At 72.7% G+C, this 25,370-nt stretch carries 20 protein-coding genes and 1 rRNA gene; 6 read left to right on the top strand and 15 right to left on the bottom strand.

Features of this window, described 5'->3' with window-relative positions:
• The 3 genes from ACFYVL_RS11995 to ACFYVL_RS11985 all read right to left on the bottom strand — a co-directional run.
• A 16S ribosomal RNA gene (locus ACFYVL_RS11995) occupies nucleotides 1–84 on the bottom strand; the annotation flags it as partial.
• Between the two features lie 229 nt (nucleotides 85–313).
• Nucleotides 314–478 (bottom strand): hypothetical protein, encoded by a 165-nt coding sequence (locus ACFYVL_RS11990; protein ID WP_389243390.1) that lies wholly within the window; start codon nucleotides 476–478, stop codon nucleotides 314–316.
• A gap of 215 nt (nucleotides 479–693) precedes the next feature.
• A complete protein-coding gene (locus ACFYVL_RS11985; protein ID WP_389243388.1) occupies nucleotides 694–1,701 on the bottom strand; it encodes a stage II sporulation protein M in 1,008 nt (335 codons plus the stop codon).
• A 126-nt stretch (nucleotides 1,702–1,827) separates the two neighbouring features.
• On the opposite strand from ACFYVL_RS11985, the gene ACFYVL_RS11980 reads away from it, so the two are divergent.
• Complete coding sequence (locus ACFYVL_RS11980) at nucleotides 1,828–2,862, top strand: RDD family protein (RefSeq protein WP_389243386.1); 1,035 nt, start codon at nucleotides 1,828–1,830, stop codon at nucleotides 2,860–2,862.
• Between the two features lie 638 nt (nucleotides 2,863–3,500).
• On the opposite strand, the gene ACFYVL_RS11975 is transcribed toward ACFYVL_RS11980, so the two are convergent.
• The 8 genes from ACFYVL_RS11975 to ACFYVL_RS11940 form a co-directional block, all read right to left on the bottom strand.
• Nucleotides 3,501–4,139 (bottom strand): hypothetical protein, encoded by a 639-nt coding sequence (locus tag ACFYVL_RS11975; protein ID WP_389243385.1) that lies wholly within the window; start codon nucleotides 4,137–4,139, stop codon nucleotides 3,501–3,503.
• A 182-nt stretch (nucleotides 4,140–4,321) separates the two neighbouring features.
• Complete coding sequence (gene ahcY / locus ACFYVL_RS11970; RefSeq protein WP_389243383.1) at nucleotides 4,322–5,779, bottom strand: adenosylhomocysteinase; 1,458 nt, start codon at nucleotides 5,777–5,779, stop codon at nucleotides 4,322–4,324.
• 608 nt (nucleotides 5,780–6,387) lie between these two features.
• On the bottom strand, nucleotides 6,388–7,365 hold the full coding sequence (locus ACFYVL_RS11965) for a cation diffusion facilitator family transporter (RefSeq protein WP_389243381.1): 978 nt from the start codon (nucleotides 7,363–7,365) through the stop codon (nucleotides 6,388–6,390).
• Between the two features lie 105 nt (nucleotides 7,366–7,470).
• Nucleotides 7,471–8,679, bottom strand: coding sequence for a mannose-6-phosphate isomerase, class I (gene manA, locus ACFYVL_RS11960; RefSeq protein WP_389243379.1), 1,209 nt, complete (start codon nucleotides 8,677–8,679; stop codon nucleotides 7,471–7,473).
• 96 nt (nucleotides 8,680–8,775) lie between these two features.
• Nucleotides 8,776–9,915: an SIS domain-containing protein gene (locus ACFYVL_RS11955; protein WP_389243377.1), complete on the bottom strand. Its 1,140-nt coding sequence runs from the start codon at nucleotides 9,913–9,915 to the stop codon at nucleotides 8,776–8,778.
• A gap of 162 nt (nucleotides 9,916–10,077) precedes the next feature.
• Nucleotides 10,078–10,260 carry a Trm112 family protein gene (locus ACFYVL_RS11950; RefSeq protein WP_389243376.1) on the bottom strand — a complete coding sequence of 61 codons (183 nt, stop codon included), beginning with the start codon at nucleotides 10,258–10,260 and terminating at the stop codon, nucleotides 10,078–10,080.
• 283 nt (nucleotides 10,261–10,543) lie between these two features.
• The gene (locus tag ACFYVL_RS11945) at nucleotides 10,544–11,908 is read right to left on the bottom strand and encodes a phosphomannomutase/phosphoglucomutase (RefSeq protein WP_389243374.1); all 1,365 of its coding nucleotides are present in this window, start codon (nucleotides 11,906–11,908) and stop codon (nucleotides 10,544–10,546) included.
• A 162-nt stretch (nucleotides 11,909–12,070) separates the two neighbouring features.
• The gene (locus ACFYVL_RS11940) at nucleotides 12,071–12,496 is read right to left on the bottom strand and encodes a DUF3499 domain-containing protein (RefSeq protein ID WP_389243372.1); all 426 of its coding nucleotides are present in this window, start codon (nucleotides 12,494–12,496) and stop codon (nucleotides 12,071–12,073) included.
• A 388-nt stretch (nucleotides 12,497–12,884) separates the two neighbouring features.
• Between ACFYVL_RS11940 and ACFYVL_RS11935 the strand changes: the two genes are divergently transcribed.
• Entirely contained in the window at nucleotides 12,885–13,271 is a 387-nt protein-coding gene (locus tag ACFYVL_RS11935; protein ID WP_389243370.1) for a metallopeptidase family protein, read from the top strand.
• Nucleotides 13,272–13,510: 239 nt separating this feature from the next.
• On the opposite strand, the gene ACFYVL_RS11930 is transcribed toward ACFYVL_RS11935, so the two are convergent.
• From ACFYVL_RS11930 to ACFYVL_RS11920, 3 genes are all read right to left on the bottom strand, one after another.
• Nucleotides 13,511–15,016 (bottom strand): DUF5719 family protein, encoded by a 1,506-nt coding sequence (locus ACFYVL_RS11930; RefSeq protein ID WP_389243368.1) that lies wholly within the window; start codon nucleotides 15,014–15,016, stop codon nucleotides 13,511–13,513.
• Complete coding sequence (locus ACFYVL_RS11925; protein ID WP_389243366.1) at nucleotides 15,013–18,789, bottom strand: glycosyltransferase; 3,777 nt, start codon at nucleotides 18,787–18,789, stop codon at nucleotides 15,013–15,015. Before ACFYVL_RS11925 ends, ACFYVL_RS11930 begins: the two co-directional genes overlap by 4 nt.
• A gap of 266 nt (nucleotides 18,790–19,055) precedes the next feature.
• Nucleotides 19,056–19,319 (bottom strand): WhiB family transcriptional regulator, encoded by a 264-nt coding sequence (locus tag ACFYVL_RS11920; protein WP_030927001.1) that lies wholly within the window; start codon nucleotides 19,317–19,319, stop codon nucleotides 19,056–19,058.
• Between the two features lie 724 nt (nucleotides 19,320–20,043).
• Between ACFYVL_RS11920 and ACFYVL_RS11915 the strand changes: the two genes are divergently transcribed.
• The 4 genes from ACFYVL_RS11915 to ACFYVL_RS11900 all read left to right on the top strand — a co-directional run bounded on the left by ACFYVL_RS11915 (nucleotide 20,044) and on the right by ACFYVL_RS11900 (nucleotide 24,235).
• The gene (locus ACFYVL_RS11915; RefSeq protein WP_389243364.1) at nucleotides 20,044–20,574 is read left to right on the top strand and encodes a cysteine dioxygenase; all 531 of its coding nucleotides are present in this window, start codon (nucleotides 20,044–20,046) and stop codon (nucleotides 20,572–20,574) included.
• A gap of 132 nt (nucleotides 20,575–20,706) precedes the next feature.
• Complete coding sequence (cofD, locus tag ACFYVL_RS11910) at nucleotides 20,707–21,663, top strand: 2-phospho-L-lactate transferase (protein ID WP_389243362.1); 957 nt, start codon at nucleotides 20,707–20,709, stop codon at nucleotides 21,661–21,663.
• Complete coding sequence (locus tag ACFYVL_RS11905) at nucleotides 21,660–23,012, top strand: coenzyme F420-0:L-glutamate ligase (RefSeq protein ID WP_389243360.1); 1,353 nt, start codon at nucleotides 21,660–21,662, stop codon at nucleotides 23,010–23,012. The genes cofD and ACFYVL_RS11905 overlap by 4 nt, the downstream gene beginning before the upstream one ends.
• Before the next feature lie 404 nt (nucleotides 23,013–23,416).
• Nucleotides 23,417–24,235: a DNA-3-methyladenine glycosylase family protein gene (locus tag ACFYVL_RS11900; protein ID WP_389243359.1), complete on the top strand. Its 819-nt coding sequence runs from the start codon at nucleotides 23,417–23,419 to the stop codon at nucleotides 24,233–24,235.
• 9 nt (nucleotides 24,236–24,244) lie between these two features.
• On the opposite strand, the gene ACFYVL_RS11895 is transcribed toward ACFYVL_RS11900, so the two are convergent.
• Nucleotides 24,245–25,327 carry a sugar phosphate nucleotidyltransferase gene (locus ACFYVL_RS11895; protein WP_389243357.1) on the bottom strand — a complete coding sequence of 361 codons (1,083 nt, stop codon included), beginning with the start codon at nucleotides 25,325–25,327 and terminating at the stop codon, nucleotides 24,245–24,247.
• Between the last annotated feature and the right edge of the window lie 43 nt (nucleotides 25,328–25,370).

Genomic DNA, 25,370 nt, shown 5'->3' with positions numbered 1-25,370 from the left:
ACCGAAGCGGGTTCATCGTTCGACTTGCATGTGTTAAGCACGCCGCCAGCGTTCGTCCTGAGCCAGGATCAAACTCTCCGTGAATGTTTACCCGTGATCGGGTGAAACACATCGGAAGAGCGGAACAACCACGGCCGGAATAAGGCCGGTTGTTCACTGCGTCCTCGCTAGTGCTGCCCACCCGCACCCCGGAGGGCCGTGTGGGTCTTTTCAAAGGAACCACCAACCACCGAAGTGGCCGGGGTATCAACATATCTGGCGTTGACTTTTGGCACGCTGTTGAGTTCTCAAGGAACGGACGCTTCCTTCGTACTCACCCCTGCGGGCTTTCCTCCGGACGTTTTCGTTCGGTGTTTCTTTTGTGTTGTTGCGTTTCCGACTCTATCAGACCGTTTCCGGTGCCGATTTCCTCGGTGCTTTCCAGGTTCTTCGCTTTCGCGTTTTCCCTTTCCGGCGATTCCGACTCTATCAGAAGCATTTCGGCCGAGCTAATCGGCTTGGGTGATTCTGAAAGGGAATCGGGGGGCTCTCGGTGGAATTGATATTCCAGGAGAGCGAGGGAGACTCTAGCTGGCTGCCGTCGAGCTTGTCCAACTCAAGGCAACCGTTCGAATCTACCTCCCCCTTCGAACCAAGTCAATGGTTTTTCGGGGGTGCTGAGGAGATTAGCAGGTCACGGGGGTGCTTTGCACATCACGCGGCGGTGGGCAGCTCGGTGTTGCGGTCGGCGAGCTCCACGTCGCCCCGTTCGCCTGCTCGGGACGCTCGACCGCCGCAGACGTAGACGTACAACAGGAAGGCGATCTCCGCCGCGATGCCGATGGTGATGCGGGCCCAGGTGGGGAGGCCCGAGGGGGTGACGAAGCCTTCGATGACGCCGGAGACGAAGAGGACGAGTGCGAGGCCCAGGGCCATGCCCAGGGCGGCTCTGCTCTCCTGTGCCATGGCGGCTCTGCGGGTGCGCGGGCCCGGGTCGATGAGGGTCCAGCCGAGGCGAAGGCCCGTACCGGCGGCGACGAAGACGGCGGTGAGTTCCAGGAGGCCGTGCGGGATAAGCAGGCCGAGGAAGGTGTCCAGGCGGCCGGCGGAGGACATCAGGCCCAGGCCCACGCCGAGGTTGAGCATGTTGAGGAACAGGATCCACAGGACGGGGACGCACAGGAACGCGCCCAGGACGAGGCACATTGCTGCGGCCTGCGCGTTGTTCGTCCAGACCTGGGCGGCGAATGACGCTGCGGGGTGGCTGGAGTAGTACGTCTCGTACTGGCCGCCGGGGCGGGTCATCTCGCGGAGGTCGGCGGGGGCTCCGACGGAGGCCTGGACCTCGGGGTGGGTGGAGATCCACCAGCCGATCACCGCGGCCAGGGCGATGGAGAGCAGGGCGGTGGGGATCCACCAGCGGCGCGACTGGTAGACGGCGGCGGGGAAACCCGAGGTCAGGAAGCGGGCCGCGTCGCGCCAGGAGGCACGGCGGGTGCCTGTGACGAAGGCGCGTGCCCTGGCCACGAGTTGGGTGAGGCGGGCTATGAGGGTGGGGTCCGGGGTAGTGGACCGCAGCAGGGAGAGGTGCGTCGAGGTGCGCTGGTAGAGGGTGACCAGTTCGTCGATCTCGGCGCCGGTGAGACGGCGGCCCCGGCCCAGGAGTTGGTCGAGGCGGTCCCACTCGGCGTGGTGGGCGGTCACGAAGACGTCGAGGTCCATGGTCGGCTGCTGCTCCAGGCACTGGTTCCGGGTCCGGCGGGAAGGCACAGCACTGCGCGCGCTGGGGGTCAGCTTGGCAGACTGAGGAATTCAGGGGTGGGGAAGGGCTGCGAGAGGTGGGCACCGGTGAGTGAGTTCGTGACGGGCGATGCGGTCGTGCTGGGAGTGCGGCCGGCGCGGTTGCCGAGCCGGGCCCTGGCGATTCTGATCGATCTTGCCGTGGTGGGTGCCGCGTACATCGGCATCACCCTGGGCTTGGCGCTGGCCACCGCTTCGCTGGACTCCGCTGCGGCGGCGGCCGTGATGGTGGCTTCGTTCCTGCTGGTGCTCGTGGGGGCACCGATCGCGGTCGAGACGATCACACGCGGGCGGTCGCTCGGGAAGCTGGCCTGCGGACTGCGGGTGGTGCGGGACGACGGAGGGCCGATCCGGTTCCGGCACGCGCTGGTGCGAGGTGCGGTCGGGGTCGTCGAGATTTTGATGACGCTCGGGGTCATGGCCTGCGTCGCTTCGCTGGTGTCCGAACGTGGCCGGCGGATCGGAGACGTGTTCGCGGGGACTCTCGTGGTGCGGGAGCGGGTGTCTACCGGGCGGACGGACGCCGTGCCGCCTCCGCCGCCCTGGCTCGTCGGACGCTTCGCCGGGCTGGACCTGTCGCGGGTGCCGGACGGTCTGTGGCTGGCGGTACGGCAGTACCTGACGCGGATGCGGCAGCTGGATCCGCAGGTCGGCGGGGCCATGGCCGGGCGGCTGGCCGGAGATCTGGCCGGCTTCACCGGGGTACCGGTGCCTCCCGGGGTACCTGCGGCCGCGTACCTGGCGGCTGTGGTCCACGAGCGGCAGGCACGGGACTCCAGGCGGGCGTTCCAGGCGGCGGCAGCGGCTGCGCCCTCGGCTTCCGCTTCCCCTTGGGCTTCGGCTTCGGGAGCTGTCGGGGGTTCCGGGGCTGCGGGTGCGGGGCAGGGCGAGCGGGTCGGTGGGGTGGCGGGGGGTCCGGCGTTTGTCGCGCCGGGGCCTCCGGAGGTGGCAGGGCGGGCGGATGCGTCTGGTGGGGCGGGGAGTGGTGGTCCGGGAGTCGTGTCTTCTCCCCCAGTGGCGGGCGTGAGTGGCGGGCAGGAGGCGGAGAGGCCGCCGGCGACGGGGTTTGCTCCGCCTGCATAGGGGCGGTCCGGAGCGGGTCCTCGGGGCAGGGTCGGATAGCTGCCTTTGTCGGCTGCGTTGTTCATACGTGCGTGGGCCGCGACGGAAGGGTTGCGTTGTGCAGGTACGGGGCGGAGGACCGCGGCGGCGCTGACCGAATGCGAGCCGCCCCTGGTCGGGCGCGGGTTCCTGGGGCTTGCCGGGCGCCTGGGGGGGGGCGGGCGCGGTCGTTGGCGTACGGCTGCTCGCGCTCGTACCGCTGCGCTGACCGGATGGGTCTCTGCTGCTCGGGCGCGGACCCTGCGCCGTGCTGGGCGCCCGGTGCTGGGCGGAGTCGCCGACGTACGGCTGCAGCTACGGCTGACCGGATGGGGTCTCCGACGCTCAGGCGCGGGCCTGGTCCTGTGCCGGGCACCCGGTGCCGGGCGCTGTCGTCGGCGTGCGGCTGCAGCTGCGGCTGCGGCTGTCGGATGGGGTCTCTCCGCCGCTCGGGCGCGGGCCCCCTGGCCCGTGATGGGTGCCTGGTGCCGGGCGTGGGTGTCGCGTGCGGCTGCGGTTGGGCGTGCGGCTGGGGAGAAGGAGAGGGCGGTTTCGCGGGTGGGTGGGGTGGGTTTCGTTCGGGGCGGGTGGTGTGGTGGTGGGTTCCGGGGCGCTTGGTTTCAGAACGCGGTGTCTTCGGGGGCTGTGGGGAAGACCGATGGTGGGGTCTCCAGGGCTTCCAGCTCGATTCCCGGGGCCGAGAGGACGACGTCGCCCGCGATGTGGATCTGGTGCTGCTCCCCGGTGTCCAGGGCGTTGACCTGGTACTCGTCCACCAGCAGCGGCCCGTTGTCAGTGGCGTGTGCTTCGCTTTTCAGCAAGGACCAGGACTGGTCGATCGTGCGTGGTGCCAGGACCGGGTCGGTGAAGGCGACGAGGCGGACGCGGGTGGCGGGGGAAGCGGGGGTGAGGCGCAGGAGCCGGGCGGTGGCGATCAGGAACGCCGGGGAGGTGCCGGTGAAGGCGTGGGCGCGGACATTGCCCTCGGTGGCGTGTTCGCCGGTCGGGTCGGTACGGACCCAGGTGACGCCGTCGATGGCGGCGCCCCGTACCTGCCAGCTCGACGCGTGGAGTTCGAGTCGGACGGGGCGGCCGAGGTCGTCGAGGGCGAGGTCGACGGAACCGGCGTGGTCGCCGGAGGGGGTGGTGGTCTGGGAGACGTAGCGCCAGCCGGAGGGGCCCGGGGCGCAGTGGAAGTGTTCTTCGCCGAGAGGGGTGTGGTCGTGGGTGTCGTGGAGCGAATAGCGGCCGCGGGGCATGGGGTCCTCGGGTCTTTCTGGGCCGGGCACGGGGCAGGCCCCCGGAGCGTGGTCCGGGGGCCTGCGTGACAGCCGGTGGCCGGGCCGGGTGATAGCCGGAGCGATACCGCTGCGGTCACTGGGCGCGGGTGGAGCTGTCGGTGGAGCTTTCCGCTGCTGCCTGGTGGCGTGGTGCCGGTGGCTCAGTAGCGGTAGTGGTCCGGCTTGTACGGGCCCTCGACCTTGACGCCGATGTAGTCGGCCTGCTCCTTGCGGAGCGTCGTGAGCTTGACGCCGAGCGCGTCCAGGTGGAGGCGGGCGACCTTCTCGTCCAGGTGCTTGGGCAGCACGTAGACGTCGGTCGGGTACTCCTCCGGCTTCGTGAATAGCTCGATCTGGGCCAGCGTCTGGTCCGCGAAGGAGTTCGACATCACGAAGGACGGGTGACCCGTCGCGTTGCCCAGGTTGAGCAGGCGGCCCTCGGACAGGACGATCAGGACCTTGCCGTCCGGGAACGTCCACGTGTGGACCTGCGGCTTCACCTCGTCCTTCACGATGCCGTCGATCTTCGCGAGACCGGCCATGTCGATCTCGTTGTCGAAGTGACCGATGTTGCCCACGATGGCCTGGTGCTTCATCTTGGCCATGTCGGAGGCCATGATGATGTCCTTGTTGCCCGTCGTGGTGACGAAGATGTCGGCGATGCCGACGACGTCGTCCAGCGTCGAGACCTGGTAACCGTCCATCGCGGCCTGGAGGGCGCAGATGGGGTCGATCTCTGTGACGATCACTCGGGCGCCCTGGCCGCGCAGCGACTCCGCGCAACCCTTGCCGACGTCGCCGTAGCCGAAGACGACCGCGACCTTGCCGCCGATGAGGACGTCGGTGGCGCGGTTGATGCCGTCGATCAGCGAGTGGCGGCAGCCGTACTTGTTGTCGAACTTCGACTTGGTCACGGCGTCGTTCACGTTGATCGCGGGGAACAGGAGGGTCTGGTCCCGGTGCATCTCGTACAGGCGGTGGACGCCGGTGGTGGTCTCCTCGGTCACGCCGCGGATCTCCGAGGCGAGCTGGGTCCACTTCTGCGGGCTCTCACCGAGGGTGCGGTTGAGGAGCGTGAGGATGTGGGCGTACTCCTCGGAGTCCGCGGTCGACGGGTCCGGGGCGGCACCCGCCTTCTCGAACTCGACGCCCTTGTGGACGAGGAGGGTGGCGTCGCCACCGTCGTCCAGGATCATGTTCGGGCCGCCGGTGGGGGTGTTCGGCCAGGTCAGCGCCTGCTCCGTGCACCACCAGTACTCCTCCAGCGTCTCGCCCTTCCAGGCGAAGACCGGGACGCCCTGCGGGGCCTCGGGGGTGCCGTTGGGGCCGACCGCGATGGCGGCGGCGGCGTGGTCCTGGGTGGAGAAGATGTTGCAGGAGGCCCAGCGGACGTCGGCGCCGAGGGCGACCAGGGTCTCGATGAGCACGGCGGTCTGCACGGTCATGTGCAGGGAGCCGGTGATACGGGCGCCGGCCAGCGGCTGCGCGGCGGCGTACTCCTTGCGGATCGACATCAGGCCGGGCATCTCGTGCTCGGCGAGCGTGATCTCCTTGCGGCCGAAAGCGGCGAGGGAGAGGTCGGCGACCTTGAAGTCCTGGCCGGTGGCGACAGTCGTCATGAAGTGCTGCTCCTCGTGAGGTGGTTCGAGGTGGTTGCGGCTGATCTGCGGCGGCGGGCACACGAATGCCCGAGCACTCGCAGCGCAGTCCGTCGGAGGCCCTCTCTCCCTCGGCCGGTCCGTGGACCGCCCGACCGCCATCAGCAGCGACGTCTGGCTAGGTTACGAACCTACACCGATCGGCCCAGCGGTCCCCAGCCCACCCCGGGTGTGATCCTGGCCGGAATTGGCGTGGCGGGTATGGGCAATTCATTTCCATTGGGACATCGCGCGGCCCGGCCGGCCCTGGTGCGCGGGGCTGGGGAGGGGACATGTCGCTGGTCGGGAGCGGGGCGGGGGTTCGTTCGCGGCCCCTGGGCCGGGGCTGAAAATTTTTCCGTCCGGGGTGGGGTGCCCGGTGATCGCGTCCTGATTTCCGGCCGCGTGTCGCCGGGCCCGTCACGGGCAGGGAAGGGAAGGGAGAGGGCGCGAGGGGAGCAGGTGGGCGGGGAGTGCGGAAGGCCCCCGCCCGGTGGGCGGGGGCCTTCGGTGGTGCGTGGCCGTGGCGGACGTACAGCCGCGTCGGACGTACGGGCGCCGCCGGCGTGGAGGCCGTGCGGGCCCGCGGGTCAGTGGGCGGACTCGGTGGCGGGTCCGTCCTTGGGGCGGCCCGGGTTCTCGCCCGCCGCTGCGGCGGCTTCGTTGAAGATGTCCGGCTCCAGGTAGATGACCCGGGCGATCGGGACCGCGGCCCGGATGCGCTCCTCGGCGGCGTTGATCGCGGCGGCCACCTCGGCGGCCGTGTCGTCGTGCTGGACGGCGATCTTGGCGGCGACGAGGAGTTCCTCGGGGCCGAGGTGGAGCGTGCGCATGTGGATGATGCCGGTGACGGTGTCGCCGTCGACGATGGCGTTCTTGATCTGGTCGACGGCCTCGGTGCCCGCGGCCTCGCCCAGCAGCAGGGACTTGGTCTCGGCGGCCAGGACGATCGCGATGACGATCAGCAGGATGCCGATGCAGAGGGTGCCGATGCCGTCCCAGACGCCGTTGCCGGTGGCCAGGGCCATGCCGACGCCGCCGAGGGCGAGGACCAGACCGACCAGGGCGCCGAAGTCCTCCAGGAGAACGACGGGGAGCTCGGGGGCCTTGGCGCGGCGGATAAAGTCCTTCCAGGACTGGTTGCCGCGGGTCTGGTTGGACTCCTTGATCGCCGTGCGGAAGGAGAAGCCCTCGGCGATGATCGCGAAGACGAGGACGCCGACCGGCCAGTACCAGGCCTCGATCTCGTGCGGGTTGTGGATCTTCTCGTAGCCCTCGTAGATGGCGAACATGCCACCGACGGTGAAGAGCACGATGGAGACGAGGAAGGCGTAGATGTAGCGCTCGCGGCCGTAGCCGAACGGGTGCTGCGGGGTGGCTTCGCGCTGGGCCTTCTTGCCGCCGAGGAGGAGCAGGCCCTGGTTTCCGGAGTCGGCGACCGAGTGGACGCTCTCGGCGAGCATCGAGGACGAGCCGCTGAAGAGGAAGGCCACGAACTTGGCCACCGCGATCGCGAGGTTGGCGGCGAGTGCCGCCACGATCGCCTTGGTTCCGCCTGACGCGCTCATGGGTGCAGGGTCCTTCCTGGATGTCCTGGATGCTGCGGCCCGAGCGCCGCGGGGTACGGCCGCACATTGTTGCAGCTTGCCGCGGCGCACGAGAGCCGTGGTGCGTCAGACCACCACAGTGGCGCGGAAAACGGCGCCCGGACCGGACAGTTCGGCCTTTTCGCCCGCCGGTACGAAGACGGACCGGCCGGGAGCGAGGGTGATGTCACCCGCGCGGGGCGTGCCCGCGGTGCACAGCAGGATCTGCGGGGCGCCGTCCGGAAGGGTGACCGGAGCCGCGTCCTCCGCCAGGACGTACCGGGAGAGCCGGAACTCGTCGATCGGGGTCTGGTAGAGCTCCTCGCCCTCGGGCGACGCCTCGGGGCGCATGATGCCGGGGTCGGTGGCCTCGAAGCGGACGATGCGCAGGAGTTCGGGGACGTCGACGTGCTTGGGGGTGAGACCGCAGCGGAGCACGTTGTCGGAGTTGGACATGATCTCCACGCCCAGGCCGTCGAGGTAGGCGTGCGGCACTCCGGCGCCGAGGAAAAGGGCCTCGCCGGGCTGGAGTTGTACGTGGTTGAAGAGCATCGCGGCGATGACGCCGGGGTCGCCCGGGTAGTGGTGGGCGAGGGAGGCGTACATCGCGTACGAGGCCGCCGCGCGGGGTGCGGTGTCCGGGTCGGCGGCCAGGCGGCCGGCCGCCGCGGCGGTCTCGGTGACCGTGGCGGCCATCTCGGCGGGGTCGGCGGTCAGGACGGCGGTGAGGACCTCGCGGAGTGCCGCTTCCTCGGGGCGGGCGCGCAGCAGGTCGACGTACGGCTTGAGGGAGTCGACACCGAGGGATTCGAGGACGTCGGCCGTCTCGGCGGGAACCCGGAAGCCGCACAGACCGTTGAACTCGGTGAGCGCGCAGATCAGTTCGGGCTTGTGGTTGGCGTCCTTGTAGTTGCGGTGCGGGGCGTCGATCGGGACCTGGCGTCGTTCCTCGTCGGCGTATCCCTCCTGCGCCTGGGCGAGGTTCGGGTGCACCTGGAGCGAGAGCGGTGCTCCGGCGGCGAGCAGCTTCAGGAGGAACGGCAGCCGGGGGCCGAACTTCTCCACCGCCGCCTGGCCGAGTTCCGTCTCGGGGGACGCCGCGATGACGTCGGAGAGCGGCTGGGGCTCCGTGGTCCGGCCCGGCTGCGCGCGGGTGATGCGGGAGGGTGCGCCGGGGTGGGCGCCCATCCACATCTCGGCCTGCGGTTCGCCCGTGGGCTCGGTGCCGAGGAGTTCCGGGATGGCGGTCACGGAACCCCAGGCGTAGGGGCGCACGGTGTTGGCGAGGCGGTCCATGGTGGCTCTTTCCGGTCCGGGGGCCCTGGGGCGCCGGGGTGGTGACGCCGGTGGGCCGGGGCAGTGCGTGGTTTTCCGAGGGGTGGTGCGAAAGGGTCAGGAAGGGGGAACGGCCGAGGCGGCCAGGGAGAGGTACGCGGCGGCGAAGTCGGTGACGGCGAGGAGTTCGGCGAGGCTCTCCAGCTCGCTGCCTTCCTCGGGTTCGAGTTCGCTGAGGGCCGTGTCGTGGCCGAGGGCCAGTTCGCGGGCGGCGGGTGCCGCGGAGAGGCCGCCGGTGGGGCGGTCGCGCAGCAGGACCACCCGGGCGCGCAGGGCCTGCGGTTCGTCGACGCGGTCGCGGAAGAAGTCGTCCGGGTCGGCTCCGGCGGCGTAGGTGCCGGCGAGCAGCATGCCGTGGGCGGGCAGCGCTTCGGGCAGCTCGGCGGCGAGGGCGGGGCGGCCGGAGAGTTCGGCGAGCACGGTGGCGAACCGGCGGCCGACCGGGCCCGCGACGGTGCCTTCCGTCCACACCAGCGGGAGGGAGTCGGCGAGTTCCGCGGCGAGGGTCTTGGCCGGGTTGCTGTACGTCACCAGGGCGGGGCCGCAGCGCTCGGCGGTGTGGTCGAGGCGGTCGGCGACGAGTTGCAGGGTGTCGGTGGGCGCGGAGAGGAGGCCGACGCGGTCGAGGAGGACCAGGAGCGGGGTGAGCAGTGCCCACAGGGCGCCGGGGCCCGCGGCGGTGCCCTGGTCGTACTCCTCGTACGGGGCGGTGGCCATCGGCACGACCATGCCGTGCACCCCGTTGACGGACTCGTTCAGCGGGGAGCGTCCCGGGGCGACCGCGACGACGGAGCAGCCGCGGCGGTAGGCCTGTTCGGCGAGGAGGGCGAGGCCGGGTTCGGCGCCGTCCGTCGTCACGATCAGGAGGAGGTCCACGGAGCCGGCCCAGCCGGGCAGTGTCCAGCGCAGGGCGCCCGCGGCGGGGGCGACCCCGGTCGGGTGCAGGCGGGTCACCGGGCAGGCGGCACCGGCGAGGGTGCCCAGCAGGTCGGCGACGCCCGCGGCGGCGGCGCCCGGTCCGGCGATCAGGACGGCGCGGGGGCGGCCCTCCGGCTTGAGCTCGGAGAGGCCGGCCTCGGTGGCGTACCGGGCGGCGGTGCGTACCCGGGCTCCGGCCTCGGCCGCGCCGCGGAGGAGGCCGCGGTGGTCGGCACGGGCCAGTGCTTCCGGAGCGTCGAGCAGCGACTCGTCGAGCATGGGGTGAAGCCTCCGATCGCCTTGCGCGGGTGGTGGGGCGCGGGTGCGGATTGGGACTTGGGCCGGGGGGGGGGTGGCTGGTGGTGCGGGTGCTGGGGCTGCGGGTGCTGGTGCTGGGTGGGGCTGGTGGTGCGGGGTGGGGCTGGTGCCGGTGGGGCTGGGTCAGGAGGGGCGGCGGGCTTCGTCCACGAGGAGGACGGGGATGCCGTCGCGTACCGGGTAGGCCAGGCCGCAGTCCTTGCTGGTGCAGGTCAGTTGCGGGGTGGCGGCTGCAGTCTCGTCCGTGAGGGGGGCGTGGCACGCCGGGCAGGCGAGGATCTCCAGGAGGCCGGCTTCGAGAGGCATGGGGGTCCTTTCGGGGGGTGCGCGCGGGGGCGCGGGAGGGTGGACGGGTATTGGTTCTGGCCTGGTCAGCGTACCGCTGGGGTGGGGGCGGGTGAGGGGGGTGTGGGGCGGGGGTGTGCGGGTCAGGCGGGGGCGTCCGGGGCGGGGGGTTCGGCTCCGCCGGAGCGGTTGGGGGCGGGGGCCGAGCGAGGCCGGGTGGGTGCGGCTCCGCCGGGGGCCGCCCCCTTGCCCGCCCGTTCCGCCCCCGGGGGGCGGCCCCGCCGCCCAAGGGGACGGCGGGGGGTTAGGGGTGGAGGAGGGTGAGGACTTCGTTTCGGAGTTTTTGCATGGTGGGTTCGTCGCGGGCCTCCACGTTGAGGCGCAGCAGCGGCTCCGTGTTCGAGGGGCGGAGGTTGAACCACCAGTCGGCGGACGAGACGGTCAGTCCGTCGAGGTGGTCGAGGGTGACCCCGTCGAGGCCCTCGTACGCGGCGGAGACCTTGGCGGTGCCGGCGGCCTGGTCGGCGACGGTGGAGTTGATCTCTCCGGAGCCCGCGTAGCGGTCGTAGGAGGAGACCAGTGCGGAGAGGGTGCCCTTCTGGCCGCCCAGCGCGGCGAGGACGTGGAGGGCGGCGAGCATGCCGGTGTCCGCGTTCCAGAAGTCCTTGAAGTAGTAGTGCGCGGAGTGCTCGCCGCCGAAGATCGCGCCGGAGTTGGCCATCTCCTGCTTGATGAAGGAGTGGCCGACCCGGGTGCGGACCGGGGTGCCGCCGTGTTCGCGGACCACCTCGGGGACCGACCAGGAGGTGATCAGGTTGTGGATGATCGTGCCGCTGCCGCCGTTGCGGGCCAGTTCACGGGCGGCGACCAGGGCCGTGACGGCGGACGGGGAGACGCCCCGGCCGCGCTCGTCGACCACGAAGCAGCGGTCGGCGTCCCCGTCGAAGGCCAGCCCGAGGTCGGCGCCCTCGGCCACCACACGGGCCTGGAGGTCGACGAGGTTCTTCGGGTCGAGCGGATTGGCCTCGTGGTTGGGGAAGGTGCCGTCGAGCTCGAAGTACATCGGGACGAGGGTGACCGGCAGCGGGGCGAACACGGTGGGCACCGTGTGCCCGCCCATGCCGTTGCCCGCGTCGACGACGACCTTCAGGGGGCGGATCGAGGAGAGGTCGACGAGGGAGAGCAGGTGGGCCGCGTAGTCGGTCAACGTGTCGCGCCGCGTCAGCGTTCCCGGGGTGGCCGCCGGGGCGGGGGCACCGGTCCGCGACCACTCCTCGACCAGCGCCCGGATCTCCGCGAGGCCGGTGTCCTGGCCGATCGGGGCGGCGCCCGCGCGGCACAGCTTGATGCCGTTGTACTGGGCCGGGTTGTGCGAGGCGGTGAACATCGCGCCCGGCAGGTCCAGCGCGCCCGACGCGTAGTACAGCTGGTCCGTCGAGCAGAGGCCGATCTCGGTGACGTCCGCGCCGAGGGCGGCGGCACCACGTCCGAAGGCGCGGGCCAGCCCCGGGGAGGAGGGGCGCATGTCGTGGCCGACGGCGATCGCGTCCGCACCCGTGACCTGTACGAAGGCGGCTCCGAACAGCTCCGCGAGGGGCTCGTCCCACTGCTCGGGGACCACTCCACGAATGTCGTACGCCTTGACGATCTGCGACAGATCAGCAGCCACGGCCACCCCTCCTGAAAGTCCTGTTGGGGCCACCAAACTACCCGTACGGGGGTTCTTCGGACCCTTCGGACCGTGTTCGGACCGTGTGAAGAGCGTCGCTCTTCGCAGGGGGTGTCACCGGCCGGGAACCGGCCCCTCGGGGACGCTGTCCGGCGGGCGCCGCTACTCGGGCGAGCGGAGCACCCTCAGATGGCCCCGCCGGGCGGCGGGATTCGTGGTGCGCGCGCTGGAGGCGTCGGAGTCCGCGGGCACGTCGTGCGGCCTGGCGGCCTCGCGGACGGCGTTGGCCAGGGCTTCGAGGTCGTCACCGCTGGGGCGGGCCGGTGCGGAGGCATCGGTGAGGCGGACCACCTCCCAGCCACGTGGGGCGGTCAGCCGATCCGAGTGCTCGGCGCACAGGTCGTAGCAGTGGGGCTCGGCGTAGGTGGCGAGCGGACCGAGGACTGCGGTCGAGTCCGCGTAGACGTACGTCAGTGTCGCGACAGCAGGGCGGCCGCACGCGGTGCGCGAACAGCGACGTACAGGGCTCACGACGTTGGACGGTACCGCACTCTTGAACGGGCCGCGACGACTCTCCCCCGACGTCACTCCCCCGTGTCGCCCCACGGCCGCTGCCGCGGGCGGCTCGGCGGCGGCCGGTCTGACCTGCGTGGAGACGCGGCCGGCCGAACCACCACCCTCGGCACTTCGGTCACGAACGTCGCCAAAGACGCCAACTGACTCAGGTGTGATGCTCGTTAACAGGGCGATATCCAGCCCCGACTTGGCTGAAATGATCATTCGGCGACAGGTGGCCGACGGTGGGCGGGGCCTGCCGGGAGCGGGTTCGCCGCGCTCCCCGGAGGGCTACGCTGCGTCAGTGATGGACAGCTCCGGACCGTACCGATCCCCCGGGCCGCACTCCGCAGGCCCGCAGCCCGCCGACCCGCACCCCCCGGGACCCCGGCCGCGCAGGCGCGACCGCCACGGCCGCGGCATGCGCGGCCCGGTGGCCCCGCCGCAGGTGCCGCTCTCGGCCAGCAGGGCGGAGGTGTTCGGCGACCTCGTGAAGGACTCCGTGGAACGGCTGGAGCGGCGCCTGCCGCAGCTGGCCGAGGTCGACTTCCTGGTGATCGACGTCCCCCGCACGGGCGGTGCGGACGGCTCCGAGGAGTGGTCGGACGAGCCGGTGCCGCTCGGTGGGGTGATCCCGCCCGAGGGCGACCGCCCGGCGCGCGTGGTGGTCTACCGGCGGCCCGTGGAGATCCGCACCAAGAGCCGCGACGAGCGGGCGATGCTGGTGCACGAGGTCGTGGTGGAGCAGGTCGCGGAGCTGCTCGGGCTGACCCCCGAGTCGGTCGACCCCCGGTACGGGCAGGACTAGCGGGACGTACGGGGCCACGGAGCCTCGCGGGGCCCGGGTGCCGTACCGCCGCGACGAGGCGACGAGGCGACGAGGCGACGACGTACCCCGCACGCCCCCGCCGCAGCGCCCGCACGCGCGCGGGGCGCTGCGGGCGCGTCCGGGCGAGGCCGGACATGCCGCCCTGCGGCGCGGACCGCCGCCCCCGGCAGCCGGTTTCAGACCGTCAGTCCCGCAGTCCCGGCCGCCGCCCCCGGTCGTCAGTCGTCCAGTACCGACAGGTCGTTCTTCGCCCGCGGTACGACGACCGTTCCCTTGTCGTCGGGCAGCGTCTGGATGGTGAACATCGGGATGCCGCCCTCCTGGAACTGGAGCATCCGCGACGCGTGCACCGGGCCGCCCGACACCGTCTCGACGCTGAGCGCGTAGTTCCCCTTGAGGCCGGTGGGCACGGGGGCCGTCACCGACTGGGTCGTACCTGCGTTGATCTTGTACGTCTTGACGACGCTCTGCCCGCCGCCGCTGCCGGGCGACGCGGTCACCCGCACCTCGCCCGCCGCGCCCGGTGCGCTCAGTGACAGGACCGAGCCCTGGGAACGGTTGTCGGCCGCCGTGGAGCGCGCGCCGACCGGGGCGGTCGCCGGGACGAAGGCGACCTCCTGCTTGTCGCCCTTGCCGCGCACGATGCGCACCGCGGCCACCACGGGGGCGCCGCGACCGCCCTGGGACGGGGTGAGCATCAGGGCGCCCGCCTCGCCCTGGCTGACGTTGCGCAGGTCGAGGGTGGTGGTCATGCCGGACTTGACGTGCACCGACTCGGCTCCGGACGGAGTGATGGAGCCGCTCGCGCGCGACAGCTTGACCTTGAGGTCGGCGTCGTCGTCGCCGGTCGCGAACAGCACCAGGCGCACGTTCGTGGCGTCGGCCGGGATGCCCGGGATCACCACGCTGCCGGACGGGTCGGCGGAGACGGTCAGCCAGTCGCTGCCCGCCTTGTCCTCCACGGCCTGCACGGCGGCGGCGACCCGGCCCGCACGCGTGGTGACGTGCACGGTCGCGTCCGGCACCCGGGTGGGCGACAGGGTGGACAGCAGTACGGGCACGCTGGAGTGCGGCGGGACGGTGATGCCCTCCCCCGCGTCGGACTTCAGCAGCCCCTGCGGGCCGTAGAGCCGGACGTCGGCGACGGCCGCCGAGTCGTCCGGGTTGGTGAGGTGGACGTAGTCCTGGCGCGCGGTGGCGGTGCTCGCCCCGGGGAACCAGAAGTCGGTGTCCGGCGCGGAGCAGCGCATTCCGAGCACGCCCCGGGAGCCTCCCGCGGTGACCTTGGTGGTCTGCTGGGCGGCCCAGCCGGGCGCGAGGGCGCCGTCCGCGGTGCCGACCAGGGCCGGGGACTCCGCGCCCTCCGCGGTCGCCGTGACGGGCTTGCCCGGTTCCGTGAGGGAGAGGACCGGCTTCTTGGCGTCCTTGCCGCCGGCGGGCAGCAGCTGCGCCCGGCCCGCGCCGGCCTTGCCCGCGCCGCCGCCCTGCTGGGTGCCCTCGGTCTTCGGGGTGAAGGAGGTGTACGTGGTCTCCGCCAGGTCGGAGGTGCTGGGCGCGGGGCACAGCAGGCTGGAGCGCTCCACCGGCAGCCGGGCCGCCTCCGAGCGGGTGGCCCCGGCGTCGCCCGCCCCGGCGCCGGCCTCGGGCGTGGTGAGCACGGCGAAGCCGGTGACGGCGGCGAGGGCGGTGACGGCGCCGATCAGGGAGAGGGTGGTGCGGTTCATCGGTGGTTGCTCCCGTCGGGGCGCTGCTGGCCGTTGTCCTGGTCGTACGGCGGCTGCTGCTCGGGGTCGTGGGCGGGCCGCGCGGGGTCGTAGCCCGGCTGCGCCTGCTGCCCGTGCTGCCCCGGCTGTCCGTCGTAGCCGCCGCCCGCGTAGGGGTCGTAGCCCTGCGGCGCCTGGGCGGGGGCCTGGTAGCCGTAGGGGTCGTACTGGCCCTCGCCGTAGCCCTGCTGCGGGTCGCCGTAGGGCCGGCCGCCGCCCTGGCCCTGCGGGTAGGGGTCCTGGGCGGGGGCGTACGGGTCCTGCGCGTAGTTCTGCTGCCCGTACTCCGCGTTCGCGTAGGTCGCGCCGTCCCATTCGCCGTACGCCGCCTGCTGGGGCACCGCCGCGTAGGTGTCCTGGCGGTCGTCGGTGTCCTGGGCGTAGTCCGGCTCGAAGCCGGGGGCGGGGTAGGGCGAGGCGTACGGGTCCGCGACCGGGGCCGCGGGCTCCTCCTGCTCGGCCTCCGCCTCGGCTGCGGCGCGCAGCCTGCGGGCCCGGCGGCCCTCGCCCTCGACGGGCTCGGCGGGGAAGTCCGGGGCGGCCTCGTCGGGCAGGTCGTCGTCGATCTCGCGGCGGCGGCCCGGCAGCGCGAGGACGACCAGGAGCAGCGCGAGCGCGCCCTGGGTCCACAGCCAGGCGGTGCGGGTGACGGGTGCCTCGTACGTCAGGTCCAGCTTGCCGCCGCCGGCGGGCAGGTCGAAGCCCTGGGCCCAGCCGTCGACGGTCTTCTTCGTGAGTTCGCGGCCGTCGAGGACGGCCTTCCAGCCGGGGGCGGCGGTGTCCGCCAGGCGCAGCACGCGGCCCTCGCCGCCCGCCGGGACGGTCGTGTGCGCCTCGATGGCCTGGGAGGCGACGGGCAGCGGGTCGGCGCCCTCGCCCGGGGGCACGATCATGAGCCGGGCGACCTGGCGGTCGACTCGCCACAGGGCGCTGCCGTCGAGCTGGCTGAGCCTGCTCAGGCCGGGGGTGGAGTCGAGCACGCGGCTCATCTCGCGGGGTGCGCCGTCGCGTACGAGGACGTAGCGGACGGCGAATCCGCCGAGCTGGCCGGCCTGGTCGGCGCCGGAGCCCGCGACCAGGTTGGAGACGATCTTGTCGAGCTGCGGGGTGTCACCGGCGGCGGCGGTCAGTTCCGCGTCGCCGAGCCGGCCGCCGGAGCCCCGGACGAGCGAGTACGAGACCTCGCCGGCCGAGCCGCTGCCGAGGACCAGGGTGCGGGGCTGGTCGCGGGTGGTGCTCTCCTCCGCGACGAAGGCGGGCACCTGGACGGGGTCGCGCCGGCCGAGCGGGCCGTCGGCGCCGGTGAACATCCAGCCGGCCGCGGTCAGTACGGGGCCGACGGCCGCCGCGAAGGCGATGAGGACGGCGACCGGCTGGCGCCAGCCGAAGTTCTCCGAGGCGACCCGCTCGCGCGCGCCGTCCGCGCCGAGCACGGTGGCGGCGATCAGCGCGAGGCCATAGACCAGCGTCGCGGGTCCGGCCCAGCCGTCCCGGTTGGTCAGTACGGCGAGGACGAGGGCGAGCAGGGCGACGACCCAGGCGGAGCGGATCGCGAACTGGCGCTCGCCGCGCAGCAGTGCGGCTAGGGCGGCCAGCACGATGCCGACGAGCAGCAGTCCGCCGGCCGTCTTGGGGCCGCCGGGGCTGATGCCGAGCAGGTCCAGGGCGCTCGCCGAGCCGGCCCCGAAGGGCACGCCCGCCTCGCGCAGCAGCGCCGCCGGGTCGGTCAGCAGCGACAGCGACCAGGGAGCGAGCACCAGCAGGGGCGTACCGACGGCGGCCACGAAGCGCAGCAGGTACGCCACCAGGTCGTCGCGCCGCAGCGCCAGGACGCCGAGGCCGAGGACGACCGCGAGCGGCCACACGGCGGGGGTGAAGGCGGTCGCGATGCTCAGCAGCAGCGCGTACGACCACACCGAGCGCCAGCTGGAGCGGGCCTGGCCGGTGGCCAGGGCGCCGCTCGCGGAGACCGCGCAGCGCGCGATCAGCGGGAGGAGCACGGCGAGCACGGCGGTGCCGATGCGGCCGCCGGCCAGCGCGCCGGTGACGGCGGGCAGGAAGGCGTAGGCGACGGACGCCCAGGCGCGCAGCAGCCGGGACTCCACCAGGGGCCGGGAGGCGAAGTACGCGGTGAGTCCGGCCAGCGGGACGGAGCAGATCAGCAGCAGCGTCAGGGCGGCCTGGGTGGAGCCGAGGAGCAGGGTCGCGAGTCCGGCGAGGAGGGCCAGGTAGGGCGGGGCGGTCTGGGTGCCGCCGGTGCCGGTGGGGTGCCAGGTGTGGGCGAAGCGCGCCCACAGGTCGGAGGCGCCCTCGGGGGACGGCAGCAGGGCGCCGCCCGCGAGGGAGCCGCCGGTGAGCAGGCCGCGGCAGGCGACCAGGGAGACGAGCAGCAGCAGGGCGAAGAGGACCGGTCCCGGTTTGCGGGCGACCTTCTTGACCCGGGCGAACTGCTCGATCTCCAGGAAGTCGGCGTCGTCGCCGCCGGGGCCGCTCTCGACGGCGCCGTGGCGGGAGCCGCCGGAGTCGGCGTCGGAGCTGCCGCCGAAGGAGCCGACGACCTGTTCGACGGTGGCGCGGACGGTGGCGCCGGGCGGCGGGAACAGCGGGCGCAGTTCGCTCGCCTCGACGGTGCCCTTGCCGCGTGCCTTGCGGGCGGCCAGGACGCGGCCGGGCCGCAGCAGCACGCCGAGCAGGCCGGTGACCTCGTCGACGGCCTGTCCCGGCACCTTGCCGACGAGGTAGGCGAGCGTTCTGAGGACGGTGCCGACGACGAGCCGCAGCAGTACGTAGGGCAGTACCGCGCCCCGCGCGTTGACGAGCATCGTGTAGACGGCGCCGGCCTTGTCGACGCGGTGCGGGTTGGCGACGTTGCGGCCCGCGCAGTCGACGGTGCGGCGCTCGCGGGCGGCGGCCTCGGCGTGCCGCAGGACGGCGTCGGGGGCGACCAGGACGTGGTGTCCGGCGGTGTGCGCGCGCCAGCAGAGGTCGACGTCGTCGCGCATCAGCGGCAGCCGGCGGTCGAAGCCGCCGAGCTCCTCCCAGACGTCGCGGCGGATCAGCATGCCGGCGCTGGAGACGGAGAGGACGGAGCGGACCTGGTCGTGCTGGCCCTGGTCCTGTTCGCGGCGGTCCAGGCCGGTCCAGCGGCGGCCGCTGTTGGCGATGGAGACGCCGACTTCCAGGAGCTGCTTCTTGTCGTACCAGCCGCGGAGCTTGGGGCCGACGATCGCGGCGTACTGGTCGGAGTCGGCGACCCTGAGCAGTTCGGCGAGGGCGTCGGGGGCGGGCGCGCTGTCGTCGTGCAGCAGCCACAGCCACTGGACGGGCTCGCCGTGCGGCAGGTCCGGCATGTCGTAGGCGTCGTCGCGCCACTGCCTGCCGACCGGGTCCCAGCCGCTGGGCTTCTTCAGGTAGGGCAGTTCCTCGGGGGTGAGGACGCCGGCCGTGCGGACGGCCTCCTCGACGGCCGTGCCGAAGCCGGTGCGGCGGGCGAGGTGCAGGACCCGTTCGTCGCCCAGCGCCTCGGTGACGAGGCGGGCGGAGTCGTCGGCGCTGCCGGTGTCGGCGGCGACGGCGTTCTGCACGGGGCGTTCCTGGCCGAGCAGCCCCTGGAGCACGTCGGGGAGCCAGCGCGCACCGTCGTGGGAGACGAGTACGGCGGTGACGACGTGCCGGGGGAACTCGGGCGGGTTGGCGGCGGCCGCGTACGGGGCCGTTGATTGGCTGACGGACATCGACGTACGGGCCCTCCGGCCATGCTCCGGGGGTCGCGCCCCGGAAGGCTGGTGTAGCTGACTGCGGTGCACGCGCGTGCCCTTGGGGCGTCGGGTGCGTTCGCTGGACAGCGGCCCACACTAACGGCTGCGCATACGGACGGTCCGCCGCCTGCGGGGAAGGGGCAGGCGGCGGACCGTCTTTTGTGTACGAGCTTGTGCTGTTTTGCTGGGGTGGTGGTGCGAGCTCCGCGGGGTGGGCGCGTGGTGCGCGGACCCGGGGTGGCTCAGACGGCGGCCTTCTTCAGCCGGCGGCGTTCACGTTCCGACAGCCCGCCCCAGATTCCGAAGCGTTCGTCGTTCGAGAGGGCGTATTCAAGGCATTCGGAGCGGACTTCACAGGCGAGGCACACCTTCTTCGCCTCACGCGTGGAACCGCCCTTCTCGGGAAAGAAGGACTCGGGATCGGTCTGGGCGCACAGTGCGCGCTCCTGCCAGCCGAGTTCCTCGTCCGCGTCCTCGACCAGCAGTTGCTGGAACAGCTCGGTCATGTGCGCCCCTCGTCTGTCTTTTGCTTCCCCGTGATGTTGCCGTTACGAATCCGGCCGAACGACACGAGTGAAATTACAAGTGTGTAGCTCCGCGGCAGTCAAGCCGGGATCTGCTATTGGGCCCGTTATTCACTCTGCGGAACCAAGGCTAGGCAGAAAGTGTTCAAATCGCCAAAAACCGTGACACTTGGCACCGCCTGATCGACGGGTACCCCGGACAGGGAAGAAGACGCGATTTGGATTGATCTTGTTGCGGTCCGCCCGGCGAAGCGACTCGGATCACAGTCGGGTCACGGGACGGCAACGGTGCGCGCGAGCACGGCGGCAGCGCGATGAAGCGCGGTTTCTCCACGCCAGGGGGTGCACAAACCTTTCTCCGGCCGACGTAACCGGAAGAGGTGAAACATCAGGGCCAAACCGGCGATCGAGTTGACAGCGGGTGACAATGCCCGTCACCTTGTTTCCATGCCAGCGACCGCAGTGCTCTCCGGGACCCACACTCGTGTGGTCCGCAGCGCTGCCCCGGTGCGCCGCATGTCCGCGGGCTGTTGTCTCAGCTGCCGCTGTCACAGCTGTTGAAGCCACCCGCGCTCCAGCTCTGACCCCCTTCGCACGCCGCACCCCGCGTGCCGTTTCCGCGGTTCACCACCGCGCGACTCCGCGGCTCACCCCGCGACCCGTTCTGCGACACCCCAGCACTCTCCTGCCGAGGAACCCCCGCATCATGAACAGCGACAGCGACCTCCAGATCGCCGGCGACATCCTTGAGGTCACGCACCTTCTGGCCCCCGCCCGTGAGCACCCCTCCACCGTGGCCGAATTCGCCGGAATCGCCCGCGCCATCGCGGCCGACCGGGCGCGCTGGGCCCCGCTCGTCCAGTACGACGCCACCACCCGCTGGTACCACCGGCTGAGCACCGGCCCCGGCTACGAGGTGTGGCTGCTGAGCTGGGTGCCCGGCCAGGCCAGCGGCGCGCACGACCACGGCACGTCGACCGGCGTCCTCACCGTCCTCCAGGGCGAGCTCACGGAGCGTCACGACAAGGGTGCGCGGGTGCTCGGCACGGGCGCGCAGTACGTGTCCGTCCCCGGCCACGTCCACGAGGTCGTCAACGACTCCCTGGAACCGGCCGTCAGCCTGCACGTCTACTTCCCGGGCCTGACCGAGATGCCGATGTACGGGGCCGGAGCCGTGGCGTCGGCCGCCTCCCCGGCCGCTCCCCCGGCCGCCCGCCCGAACGTCGGCGCTTCCTGACGCGCTTCCTGGCAGAGCCCGCCCGTCGCCCGACCACCGCCCCTCAAGGATTCAGGCTGCGCCTGACAGAGCCCGCCCGTCGCCCGACCACCGCCCCTCAAGGATTCAGGCTGCGCCTGACAGACTTCGGGCATGCGCATTGTGGTTCTGGCAGGCGGTATCGGTGGTGCTCGTTTTCTTCGTGGGCTGAAGGAGGCGGCACCGGACGCGGACATCACGGTCATCGGCAACACCGGTGACGACATTCATCTGTTCGGGCTGAAGGTCTGCCCCGACCTCGACACGGTGATGTACACCCTCGGCGGTGGCATCAACGAGGAGCAGGGCTGGGGCAGGGCCGAGGAGACCTTCCAGGTCAAGTCCGAACTCGCGGCCTACGGGGTCGGGCCCGAGTGGTTCGGGCTCGGCGACCGGGACTTCGCCACGCACATCGTGCGGACCCAGATGCTGGGGGCGGGCTACCCGCTGAGCGCGGTCACCGAGGCCCTGTGCGAGCGGTGGCAGCCGGGCGTGCGGCTGATCCCGATGTCCGACGACCGCGTCGAGACCCATGTGGCGGTCGACGTGGACGGCGAGCGCAAGGCGGTGCACTTCCAGGAGTACTGGGTGAAGCTGCGCGCCTCGGTCGACGCGCAGGCGATCGTGCCGGTCGGCGCGGAGCAGTCGAAGCCGGCGCCCGGCGTCCTGGAGGCCATCGCGGAGGCCGACGTCATCCTCTTCCCGCCGTCCAACCCGGTGGTGAGCGTCGGCACGATCCTCGCCGTCCCTGGCATCCGCGAGGCCATCGCCGACGCGGGGGTGCCGGTGGTCGGCCTCTCCCCCATCGTCGGCGACGCCCCCGTGCGGGGCATGGCCGACAAGGTGCTGGCCGCGGTGGGCGTCGAGTCGACGGCGGCGGCGGTGGCGCGGCACTACGGGTCCGGGCTGCTGGACGGCTGGCTGGTGGACACCGTCGACGCGGGCACCGTGGGGGCGGTCGAGGAGGCGGGGATCCGCTGCCGGGCCGTGCCGCTGATGATGACGGACCTGGCGGCGACGGCCGCGATGGCGCGCGCCGCGCTGGAGCTGGCCTCGGAGGTACGGGCGTGAGCGTCGCGGGTACGCAGCGGGAGGCGGCGGGGCCGCCGTCGTACCGGGTGTGGGCGGTCCCCGGGCTGCCCGAGGTACGGCAGGGCGACGACCTCGCCAAGCTGATCGCGGACGCGGAGCCCGCGCTGGCCGACGGCGACGTGCTGCTGGTCACCTCGAAGATCGTGAGCAAGGCGGAGGGGCGGATCGTCGCCGCGGACTCGCGCGAGGAGGCGATCGACGCGGAGACGGTGCGCATCGTCGCCCGGCGCGGCACGCTGCGGATCGTGGAGAACCGGCAGGGCCTGGTCATGGCCGCCGCCGGGGTTGACGCCTCCAACACCCCGGCGGGCACCGTGCTGCTGCTGCCCGAGGACTCCGACGCCTCGGCGCGGGCGATCCGGGACGGCGTACGGGACGCGCTGGGCGTGGAGATCGGCGTGGTCGTCACCGACACCTTCGGGCGGCCGTGGCGCAGCGGGCTGACCGATGTGGCGATCGGGGCGGCCGGGGTGCGGGTCCTGGACGACCTGCGGGGCGGCACGGACGCGTACGGCAATCCGCTGAGCGCCACGATCGTGGCCACCGCCGACGAACTGGCCGCCGCCGGTGACCTCGTGAAGGGCAAGGCGGCGGGGCTGCCGGTGGCGGTGGTGCGGGGGCTGCCCCACGTGGTGCACACGGGTGCGGACTCCGACGCGGACGCCGGGGACGTGGGGGCGCGGGCGCTGGTGCGCGGTGCGGCCGACGACATGTTCCGGCTGGGGACGTCGGAGGCGGTACGGGAAGCGGTGACGCAGCGCCGTACGGTGCGGGAGTTCACCGACGACCCCGTCGACCCGGGCGCGGTGCGGCGGGCGGTCGCGGCGGCGGTGACGGCGCCCGCGCCGCACCACACGACGCCGTGGCGGTTCGTGCTGCTGGAGTCGCAGTCCGCCCGGGTGGAGCTGCTCGACGCGATGCGGGACGCGTGGATCGCGGACCTGCGGGCGGACGGGAAGTCCGAGGAGTCCATCGCGAAGCGGGTGCGGCGGGGGGACGTGCTGCGGCGGGCCCCCTATCTGGTGGTGCCGTGTCTGGTGATGGACGGGGCGCACGACTACGGGCACGCCCGGCGGGATGCCGCGGAGCGGGAGATGTTCGTGGTGGCGATGGGGGCCGGGGTGCAGAACTTCCTGGTGGCGCTGGCCGGGGAGCGGCTCGGGTCGGCGTGGGTGTCGTCGACGATGTTCTGCCGGGACGTGGTGCGGGAGGTGCTGGGGCTGCCGGCGGGGTGGGATCCGATGGGGGCGGTCGCGGTGGGGCGGGCGGCGGTTGATCCGGGGGGGAGGGTGGGGCGGGACGCGGAGGATTTCTTGGTGGTTCGCTGAGGGTCGCCCCTCCGGGGGGGCGGGGTGCGTGCGGGTGTGGGTCCGCTGGAGCTGGGTGGGGTGGGTGCGGGGCTGTCGGGGCTGGGCGGGGGTGGGTCCGGTGGGGGCGTCCGGGGCGGGGTGTTCGGCTCCGCCGGGGGCCGCCCCCTTGCCCGCCCGTTCCGCCCCCGGGGGGCGGCCCCGCCGCCCAAGGGGGCGGGGGGCGGGGAGCGAGAAGGGCGGCCCCGCCGCCCAGAAGGCTCGGGCGGGGGGCAGGAGTGTGCGGCTCCGCCGTGTAGGGGGGCGGGGGCGGATAGGGTTTTGGGGTGGCTGGGCGATTTGGGGTTCGGGGGGTGCTGGGGCCGCTGCGGCGTGGCGGCGGTGATCCCACGTACCGGGTGGCGGCCGACGGGGCCGTGTGGCGGGTGAGCCGTACTCCCGAGGGGCCCGGCACCCTGCGCGTGACGGGCGGGGCCGCGGCCTTCGAACCCGTCGCGGCGTCCGTGAAGGCGGAGGCCTGGGGGCCCGGCGCCGGCTGGCTGCTCGACCGGCTCCCCGCGCTGCTCGGCGCCCTGGACGACCCGGAGCCCTTCGTGGCGCACCACCCGGTGGTGGCCCGCGCCGCCCACCAGCACCCCTGGCTGCGGCTGTGCCGTACCGGCCTCGTGCTGGAGTCGTTGATCCCCTCGATCCTCGAACAGAAGGTCACCACCACCGAGGCCTACCGCTCCTGGCGGCATCTGGTGCGCAAGTTCGGGGAGCCCGCCCCGGTGCCCGAGGGGCCCGGTGTGCCGGACGGACTGTTCGTCGTGCCGGACGCCCGGACCTGGGCGCGCGTCCCCTCCTGGGAGTGGCACCGGGCGAACGTCGACGCCAAGCGCTCCGACACCGTCCAGCGGGCGGTGCGGGTGGCGGCCCGGCTGGAGGAGGCGGCGCACATGCCCTACGAGAGGGCCAAGGCGCGGCTGGAGGCGGTGCCCGGCATCGGGCCCTGGACCTCCGCCGAGACCCTGCAGCGCAGCAACGGCGCCCCCGACGCCCTGACGGTGGGCGATCTGCACCTGCCGGGGATCGTCGGGTACGCCCTGACGGGCCGGCGCGGGGCCACCGACGCCGACATGCTGGAGCTGCTGGCCCCCTACGCGGGCCAGCGCCACCGGGCCGTGCGGCTGATCCTGCTCACCGGGCCGACCCCGCCCCGGCACGGCCCGCGCCGGGCGCCGGGGCGGATCTCGCACCTGTAGCGACGGGACCTACTGGTCCGAGGAGAAGCGGACCGCTGCCGCCGGGAGCACCGCGTCGCACCACACCCGTACGCCGCCGCGCAGTTCGTTGTCCGCGCCGACGATCGCGCCGTCGCCGATCACCGCGTCCGTCAGCACGGCGCGCGCGCCGATCCTGGCTCCCGCGCCGACCAGCGAGTCGGTGACGACCGCGCCCGCCTCGACCACCGCGCCCGCGAGGACCGTGCTGCCCTCGATGCGGGCGCCCTCGCCGATCACCGCGTCGGCGCCCACCGCCGTACCGCCGGTGAGCTTCGCGTCGGCGGCGACGGCCGCACCCGGCATGACGAGGCGGTCGCCGCAGCGGCCGGGCACCGCAGGCGACGGCGCACGGCCCAGCACCAGGTCGGCGGAGCCGCGCACGAAGGCCTGCGGGGTGCCGAGGTCCAGCCAGTAGGTGGAGTCGACCATGCCCTGGAGGTGGGCGCCGGAGGAGAGCAGGTCGGGGAAGGTCTCGCGCTCGACGGAGACCGGGCGGCCCGCCGGGATGGTGTCGATGACCGAGCGGCGGAAGACGTACGCGCCGGCGTTGATCTGGTCGGTGACGATCTCCTCGGGGGTCTGCGGCTTCTCCAGGAAGGCGGTGACCCGGCCGGTGGCGTCGGTGGGGACCAGGCCGAAGGCACGCGGGTCCTCGACGCGGGTGAGGTGCAGGGAGACGTCGGCGCCGGAGGTCTCGTGGGTGGTGACGAGGGCCTCGATGTCCAGGCCGGTGAGGATGTCGCCGTTGAAGATGAGGACCGGCTCGTCGGGGCCGGAGTGCAGCCGGGAGGCGACGTTGCGGATGGCGCCGCCGGTGCCCAGCGGCTCCTTCTCGGTGACGTACTCCAGGTGCAGGCCGAGCGCGGAGCCGTCGCCGAAGTACGGCTCGAAGACCTCGGCGAGGTAGGAGGTGGCGAGGACGATGTGTTCGACTCCGGCGGCTCTCGCACGGGCCAGCTGGTGGGTCAGGAAGGGCACGCCGGCGGCGGGGACCATGGGCTTGGGGGTGTTCACCGTGAGCGGCCGCAGCCGGGTTCCCTTGCCCCCGACCAGGAGGATCGCTTCAGTCACCTTGTCGTCTCTGCTTCCTGCTGGGGCCGGCCGGATGATGGGC

It is taken from the genome of Streptomyces sp. NPDC004111 (assembly GCF_042874215.1).
Classification (GTDB): Bacteria; Actinomycetota; Actinomycetes; order Streptomycetales; family Streptomycetaceae; genus Streptomyces.
Note: the sequence above shows the minus strand (reverse complement) of the source record. Positions and strands in the feature narration are given on the sequence as shown.